The sequence below is a fragment of the Palleronia caenipelagi genome (assembly GCF_007004065.1).
Classification (GTDB): domain Bacteria; phylum Pseudomonadota; class Alphaproteobacteria; order Rhodobacterales; family Rhodobacteraceae; genus Palleronia; species Palleronia caenipelagi.
Genome location: NZ_VFSV01000012.1, coordinates 83,747 through 90,932, shown reverse-complemented (window position 1 = coordinate 90,932; position 7,186 = coordinate 83,747). Strand labels below are relative to the sequence as shown.

General features: G+C 60.9%; 4 protein-coding genes, 1 tRNA gene and 3 pseudogenes. 2 read left to right on the top strand and 6 right to left on the bottom strand.

The features are described 5' to 3' along the window. The 6 genes and pseudogenes from FEV53_RS09430 to dtd all read right to left on the bottom strand — a co-directional run. Nucleotides 1–235: transposase (locus tag FEV53_RS09430; RefSeq protein WP_142834367.1), on the bottom strand; the 235-nt coding region annotated here is incomplete at its 3' end. 82 nt (nt 236–317) lie between these two features. Then, a pseudogene (locus FEV53_RS09425) lies at nt 318–1,084 on the bottom strand (IS91 family transposase); the annotation flags it as partial. Between the two features lie 12 nt (nt 1,085–1,096). Further along, nucleotides 1,097–1,983, bottom strand: a pseudogene (locus FEV53_RS09420) (tyrosine-type recombinase/integrase). A gap of 201 nt (nt 1,984–2,184) precedes the next feature. Next, a pseudogene (locus FEV53_RS09415) lies at nt 2,185–3,610 on the bottom strand (transposase). A gap of 655 nt (nt 3,611–4,265) precedes the next feature. Beyond that, nucleotides 4,266–4,339, bottom strand: a tRNA-Gly gene (locus FEV53_RS09410). A gap of 53 nt (nt 4,340–4,392) precedes the next feature. Further along, entirely contained in the window at nt 4,393–4,830 is a 438-nt protein-coding gene (gene dtd / locus FEV53_RS09405) for a D-aminoacyl-tRNA deacylase (RefSeq protein ID WP_142834564.1), read from the bottom strand. A 106-nt stretch (nt 4,831–4,936) separates the two neighbouring features. On the opposite strand from dtd, the gene FEV53_RS09400 reads away from it, so the two are divergent. Together FEV53_RS09400 and FEV53_RS09395 are read left to right on the top strand one after the other, a co-directional pair. Further along, nucleotides 4,937–6,163, top strand: a complete 1,227-nt coding sequence (locus FEV53_RS09400) for an acyl-CoA dehydrogenase family protein (RefSeq protein WP_142834563.1) — start codon at nt 4,937–4,939, stop codon at nt 6,161–6,163. A 1-nt stretch (nt 6,164) separates the two neighbouring features. Further along, nucleotides 6,165–7,181, top strand: coding sequence for a phosphotransferase family protein (locus FEV53_RS09395; RefSeq protein ID WP_142834562.1), 1,017 nt, complete (start codon nt 6,165–6,167; stop codon nt 7,179–7,181). Nucleotides 7,182–7,186: the final 5 nt, after the last annotated feature.

Genomic DNA, 7,186 nt, shown 5'->3' with positions numbered 1-7,186 from the left:
GCCCGATTTTGGCGTGCAGCTTTCCGACCTCTGCCGCCGATATCGTCGGCTCCGCGGTCGCCTGGCCGGTGAAGGCCTGTGCCATGTTCTCAATCGCGGTCCGTTTCCAGCCGCTGATCATGGTAGGGTGGATGTCATACTTCTTGGCCAGCTCGGCCGTCGTCAGCTCCTCGCGGATGGCTTCCAAAGCCACCTTCGCCTTGAACTCTGCCGAATAGCGTTTCCGTTTCGTCATTTCTGTGCGTTCTTCCTCAGACACTACAGATTAGCACCCGGTCCGAAATCCCGCGACCACCTCTATTTGTTCAACAAGGCCCATAGACTACCCAGTCGGTTTTGCGGAACGGGGCAAGCCACTTCGCGAAGGCATCCACTTGCGCCAGGTAGGCGAGATCACCAAAGAAAGTAAGCTGGCCATCGCGGTGCAACTCCACCAGCCCATCCAGAAACAGGCGTCTGAACAGCCGCGCCAAAACGCGCACATGCAGGAAGAACCGCGGTCTGCAGGCCACCCAACTCGTTCCATCGGGTGACAGGCCGCCGCCAGGCACAATCATATGGATATGCGGATGGTGGGTCAGCGCCGACCCCCATGTGTGTAGCACGCTGGTCATGCCGACTTTTGCGCCGAGCCGCTTGGGATCGGCTGCGATTGTCATCACCGTTTCGGCTGATGCGCGGAACAACAGGCCGTACACCGCCCTCGGGTTCCAATACGCGATGCGGGCGATCTCTGCGGGCATCGTGAAGACGACGTGGAAGTACTCGACCGGCAGCAAATTTTCGGCGCGTGCCTCCATCCAGTCGCGTGCAGCGTTCGCCAATGTCTCTCGAACCATTGGCGATCCTTTGGCTCACCCTGGCACTTGGGGCGGTGACGGTTCTTGCAGGAGTTATATGCGATGTGATGGTGGCCGCACTTGTTGCAGGCCGCCACATGCCCGCGGAGCATCTCGGTTCGGCAGGCCTCAATGGCCGACATCACCTTGAGTTGGTCGAGACTGAGATAACCCGCATTGGCCCGCCGATATGCAGGACCATAGTTCCGAAAGATATCTGCAATCTCCAACCGTGGGCGTAGCAACCGCCCCGGCCGTTACTCCAACCCTCGCCTGACGGTGTGATCCTGCAACTTCTCCAACATCTCGTAGGGACTGACGGCACCGCGGATGGTTTTGGTCGCGACATGGGTATAGCGCGCCGTCGTGCTGAGCTTGGAATGTCCCAAGAGCACCTGGATCACCCGGACATCGGTTCCAGCCTCAAGCAGGTGCGTGGCAAAGCTGTGGCGCAATGTGTGCAGCGTGTCAGGCTTGTTGATCCCAGCCATATGCTTGGCCGATGTGAATGCTCGGTTCAGTTGGCGTGGCGACAGGCCATGATCTTGGGTTTGCCGGGAAACAGCCAGCCCTCGGGCCGCGCCTCGCGCCAATAATCCCGCAACAGATCAAGCAGCCCGGGCGACAACATGGCCTTGCGGTCTTTGTCATTCTTGCCCTCGTCGACATGGATCAGCATCCGGTCGCTGTCGATATCCGAGACCTTGAGATTGCAGACCTCAGATGCGCGCAAACCAGCGCCATAGCTGATCCCCAAGGCTGCGCGATACTTCAGGCCCGGTCCCGGAACCGCCGCCAGAAGATCGCCGACCTCCTCGACGCTCAGGACAACGGGCAACTTCTTCGCCTTGCGGCGGAACTGCATGTACCGCTTCATCTCCTCGCGCCCAAAGGTCATGCCAAAGAAGAACCGCAGCGACACGATCCGCGCGTTAAACACGCCGGTCGACACACCGCTATCTGTCATGTGAAGCTGATAGGCGCGCAGCTCGTCCGGTGTCGCCGTATCGGGCGAGCGTCCAATAAACTCAGCAAAATACCTGACCGCCCTGATATGGGTCTGCCGGGTCTTCAACGACATGCCACGTATGCGCATATCCTCGATCATCCGCTCACGCAGCGGGGTCGTCTTCTTCTCCTTCATGGGAACCTCCCGTCATCAGATTGAGAAACCCCAATCGTCAAACAGGTCAGCCAGATTACAAAATGGATGGATCAGCGCTTAACACCAGCCACCACCGCCATTGCCGCGAGAGCGGCTTCGTCCTCCCGCCCATTCTGTGGAAAAAAACGTATTGCGTGCGCAGAAATACTTGATCTGACGACGGCGCGAGCGCCTTTCCTGTCAGGCTTTCCGCGGATGCTGCGGTGCGGGGAAGATCTTTGCGAGTTTGCGGAGGTTCTGGGCGGTTGCGGCGAGGAGGAATTCATCGCTCGCGCCGCATTGACCACGTAATCGAAGTCGTCCCAGCCCGAGGATGCGTTTGAGGTGGGCAAAGAGCATCTCGACCTTCTTTCGCAGCTTCATCGCGATGACATAGTCGTCGGTCTCGGCCAGATCCCGGGCGACCTGGCGGGCGTCTTCATGCTTTTCGCGCGTGATCTGTCTGGCATCGGCGTTCGGGCAGCATCTGGCTTTGGAGAGGCACGCCTGACAGACGTCTTTTAGTGCGCGGTAGCGGGCGGTGCCCTTGCCCGTCGGCCCCCGGTTCGGATCGGAATAGTTGCAGCGGAATTGCGCCAACTCCTGACCCTCAGGACAGATGTACTGGTCGTTCTCCGGATCCCACTCGAAGTCGGTTCTGACCCATGTCCCGTCGGGGCGTGCGGCCTTGTCGATCACCGGGATGTACGGGTCGATCTTGCGGTCAACGAGCCAGCCCAGCATCGGGCCGGAGCCATAGGCGGTGTCGGCGATGACCCAGTCCGGAACGATGTCGAATTTGCCCTTCACCCGGTCCGACATGGTCTTTGTCGACCCGACCTCGGCTTGCCGGATGGATCGTGCAGCGCGAAACCGATTCACTGGATCGGTTTCTGAGCCGCTGCACCCTCAACGTCGACGATCACACCATGATCGGTATCGATCAGGTAATTGTTGGAATAGCTGAAGAAAGCCGGGCCTTTGCGGGCTGCCGTCCACTGGCTCGCCGGATCAGAGTGGGATGTAAACTTCGGCTGTACTTCGCTGGCAGCCCCGAACGCAGCCTCATCCAGGGTGTCGAAATACTCCCGCACAGCGCGAGGCGCGTCGACTGGATCAAAGGTCGATGGGTCCCAGTCTTCCCGGGGTGTCGAGTTCTGTTTGTTCGCATCCGCTTCGATCAGGCTCGCATCAACCGCCAGTCGTTGGCCGCTGACCAGACCCTCTGCGATACAGCGTGCGACGGTCGTCTCAAACAGGTGCCGCAGCAGTTCGCTCTCCCGGAAGCGCCCGTGCCGGTTCTTTGAGAACGTAGAATGCTCGGGGATCTTGTCCGCCAGATCGAGGCGGCAGAACCACCGGTATGCCAAGTTCAGATGGACCTCCTCGCACAGCCGGCGCTCGGAGCGGATCCCGAAGCAGTACCCCACCAAAAGCATCCGGATCAGCAGTTCAGGATCAACGGAACGGCGGCCAGTGTGGCTATAGAAATCGGCGAGATGAGCCCGGATGCTGCTCAGGTCGACAAACCGGTCAATGATCTCAGCAGATGGTTCTGAGGGACATGATCTTCCAGTGAGAACTCGTAGAACAGCGCCGGCTGCGCTTCCTGCCTCGGCCTCATCATCGCTGATCCTCCCGCTCTACAACAGAAGTGAATCAGCGAATAACACCTCAATGAAGCAAGAGTCTTTCAACAAAATACGCCCCCCATAACCAACGCCCTCGCCGCTGCAGCGGGGATTGAACGGCTGCGGCGAACGGCAGCAAGGTCCGCACAACCGACCTTCGCCATGCGAAAATGCTGCGTACTTGGTCGAACGGCCGGAAACACTAGCCGCGCCGCAGCACACAGAGGTGGCGCTCAATGTCTCTTATGGGCCGTTACTTTCGAGTTCGATCCTGCTGCATTCGCGAAATACCGACAGAGATTTCGAGGCAGTCCGGGCTCCCAGCCTAAACGCAGCGATGCGGCATAGCGGGCAAGGCCACCAATTGGCGCACCGACGGTCCCGACCCATGTGTATGTACTGTCTGCTGTTCGTAAATGATTTCTGGCATGTCCCCGGTGTTAACGGTGGAGTAAATTTGGATAGCGTTAAAAACCTTGGCCACTAAATGCTGCCGTTGGCTCTACAGTTCTCTCGCACCGCTGTATTTTCTCATGCCTTATACTTTATGGAAACCTTTGCCGCATTCGGTTGAAGTGTCCCATGTCCCATTATTTCGTGGGAGACCTTGCCGTGTAAACTACTATCAATGCGAGCTTTTTTGTCATTTAGTGGAGCGGGTAGCGGGAATCGAACCCGCACCAAGAGCTTGGAAGGCTCGTGTGATACCATTTCACCATACCCGCGCTCCGGGGATGTGATTAGCCTGAGGCCGCGGGGGGTGCAAGGGGCCGTGGGCCTATTGATCGTACCAAATCGTCACCGGCCCGTCATTGAGCAGCGCGACCTTCATATCCGCGCCAAAGCGGCCGGTTTGTAACGGGACTCCCTCGGCGGCCAGCGCTGCGGTGAAACGCTCGTACAGCGCTCGCCCTACCTCTGGGGCGGCGGCCTCGGAGAAGCCGGGACGATTGCCGCGTGACACGTCACCGGCCAGTGTGAACTGGCTGACGACCAGTGCGGCGCCCCCCTGATCCAACACCGAGCGATTCATGCGGCCTTCGTTATCGCGAAAGATCCGAAGTTTCGCGATCCGGCGGGCCAGCGCACTGGCCTTGTCCTCCGTGTCACCACGCATGGCGCAAACCAGAACCAGAAGCCCCGCACCGATCTGCCCGATCACCTCGCCGTCCACCGTGACCGACGCTTCGCTCACCCGTTGTACCACTGCCCGCATCCGACCCGCTCCTTTCTGCCGTCACGTCGCCAGCGCTGACAGGGACTTCGCGGCTATGCAAGAGGTTGGGGGCATTCTAGGCTCGGCCTGCAAAGAGGAGCGTCACATGGAACTTGGGATGACGGAGCGGGTCCGCCCGCTGGTGGAACAGGTACGCCGCATGGTGGCCGATGAGATCGCACCGCTGGACGCGGAATATCACGCCCAGGTGGGTAAACACCCGAGTGGCGACCGGTTTCAGCATACGGACCGGCAGCTTGAGATTCTCGATACGCTCAAAGCCCGCGCACGGGAGCAGGGCCTGTGGAATTTCTGGCTGACCGACAGCGAAAAGGGCTACGGGCTGACGACGGTGGAATATGCCTATCTCGCTGAAGAGATGGGCAAGGTTCCGATCGCTGCCGAGGTGTTTAATTGCAACGCGCCGGATACCGGCAATATGGAGGTGTTTGAGCGCTACGGAACCGAGGTCCATAAGGAGCGCTGGCTCAGCCGCCTTCTGCAGGGGGAGATCCGGTCGGCGTACCTGATGACCGAACCCGGCGTCGCGTCGTCCGACGCCACCAATATTGCGCTGTCGGCGCGGCGTGAGGGCGATGCCTACGTCCTCAACGGCGAGAAATGGTGGGCCTCGGGCGCCGGGGATCCGCGCTGTGCGGTCTATATCATCATGGCCTGCACCGATCCGACCGCCAGCCGCCACGTGCAGCACTCCATGTTCGTCGTGCCGTCCGATGCGGAGGGGATCGAGGTGCTGCGTCCCATGCAGGTCTTTGGCGATGACGACGCGCCGCACGGGCATATGCATATCCGCCTGACGAACGTGCGTGTCCCTGTCGAGGACCTGATTCTCGGCGAAGGGCGGGGGTTCGAGGTGGCGCAGGGGCGGCTTGGCCCCGGGCGTATTCATCACTGTATGCGTGCCATCGGTCAGGCCGAGTCGGCGCTGGAGATGCTCTGCCGCCGGGGTCTCGCACGCGAGGCGTTTGGCAAGACGATCATCGACCTTGGCGCCAATTACGACATCATCGCCGAGGCCCGGATGGAGATCGAGCAGGCGCGGCTTCTCTGCCTCAAGGCCGCCTGGATGATGGACACCGAAGGCACCCGCGCCGCCCAGCCATGGATCAGCCAGATCAAGGTCGTCGCCCCCCGCATGGCGCTGAAGGTCGTTGATGAGGCGATGCAGATGCATGGCGCCATGGGCATCAGTCAGGACACGCCGCTGGCCCGCATGTGGACGCAGCTCAGAACCTTGCGCTTTGCCGATGGGCCGGATGCGGTGCATCGGCGACAGGTCGCCCGGACCGAGCTGAAGCGGTACCGGAACTGAGATGGGCGTTGATTTTGAGACCGGCGCGCTAGCGCGTTGGATCGAGGCTGAGCTGGGGGTGCGCGGCGTGCTGAGTCTCAGCCGTCTCACCGGTGGGCAGTCGAACCCGACCTATCGGATGGAGGTCGGAGACCGTTCGCTCGTGCTGCGGCGCAAGCCCTTCGGCCCGCTCCTGAAATCCGCCCATGCGGTGGAGCGGGAATTCCGGGTGCAGAGGGCTTTGCAAGGAACCGATGTCCCAGTGGGGCAGGTGCTGGCCCTGTGCGAACATCCTGACGTGATCGGAGTACCTTTCTATGTCATGGAGCATGTGGCAGGGCGCAGCTTTGACGACCCCCGCTTGCCGGGGCTGACCCCGGAGGCCCGGGCGGCGATTTTTGACCAGCTAGGCAAGGTTCTGGCGGCAATTCATGACGTTGATCCTGTCACCGTGGGGCTCGGCGATTATGGACCCGATGGCGATTATTTCGCCCGGCAGGTTTCGCGCTGGGTCAAGCAGTATCGCGCCAGCCAGATCGGTGATCTGCCGGTGATGGATCAGCTCATCGCGTGGCTTGAGGCGAATCTGCCCCCCGATGACGGGCAGCGCGGGCTGGTGCATGGGGATTACCGGATCGACAACCTGATCTTCGAGGCCGACGGGCCTCAGGTTTGTGCGGTGCTGGATTGGGAACTCTCCACCCTCGGCCATCCCTTCGCCGATCTGGCCGCGCTGCTGATGCAATGGCGGATGCCGCCGGGCTCAGAGGGCAGGGGACTCGATGGGGTGGATCGGGAGGCGCTTGGCCTGCCCTCGGACGACGCCTTTGTTGCAACCTACGCGGAAAGGCGGGGGCTCTTGGACATTCCGCCGATGAATTTCTACCTCGCCTTTGCATTTTTCCGAATGGGCGCGATCCTCGAAGGGGTGAAGCGTCGCGCGCTGGATGGCAACGCTTCGGACCCGGAGAGGGGCTTGAAGTTGGGCCGCTATGTGCCCCTGTTTGCTGAGAAAGGTCTGGAGGCGGCGCTCGGGTGAGGTCG

What these genes read in the sequence shown, in the direction of transcription:
- dtd (WP_142834564.1), bottom strand. Translation starts at nt 4,830, where the DNA reads ATGCGGGCAGTGGTACAACGGGTGAGCGAAGCGTCGGTCACGGTGGAC.
- FEV53_RS09400 (WP_142834563.1), top strand. Translation starts at nt 4,937, where the DNA reads ATGGAACTTGGGATGACGGAGCGGGTCCGCCCGCTGGTGGAACAGGTA.
- FEV53_RS09395 (WP_142834562.1), top strand. Translation starts at nt 6,165, where the DNA reads ATGGGCGTTGATTTTGAGACCGGCGCGCTAGCGCGTTGGATCGAGGCT.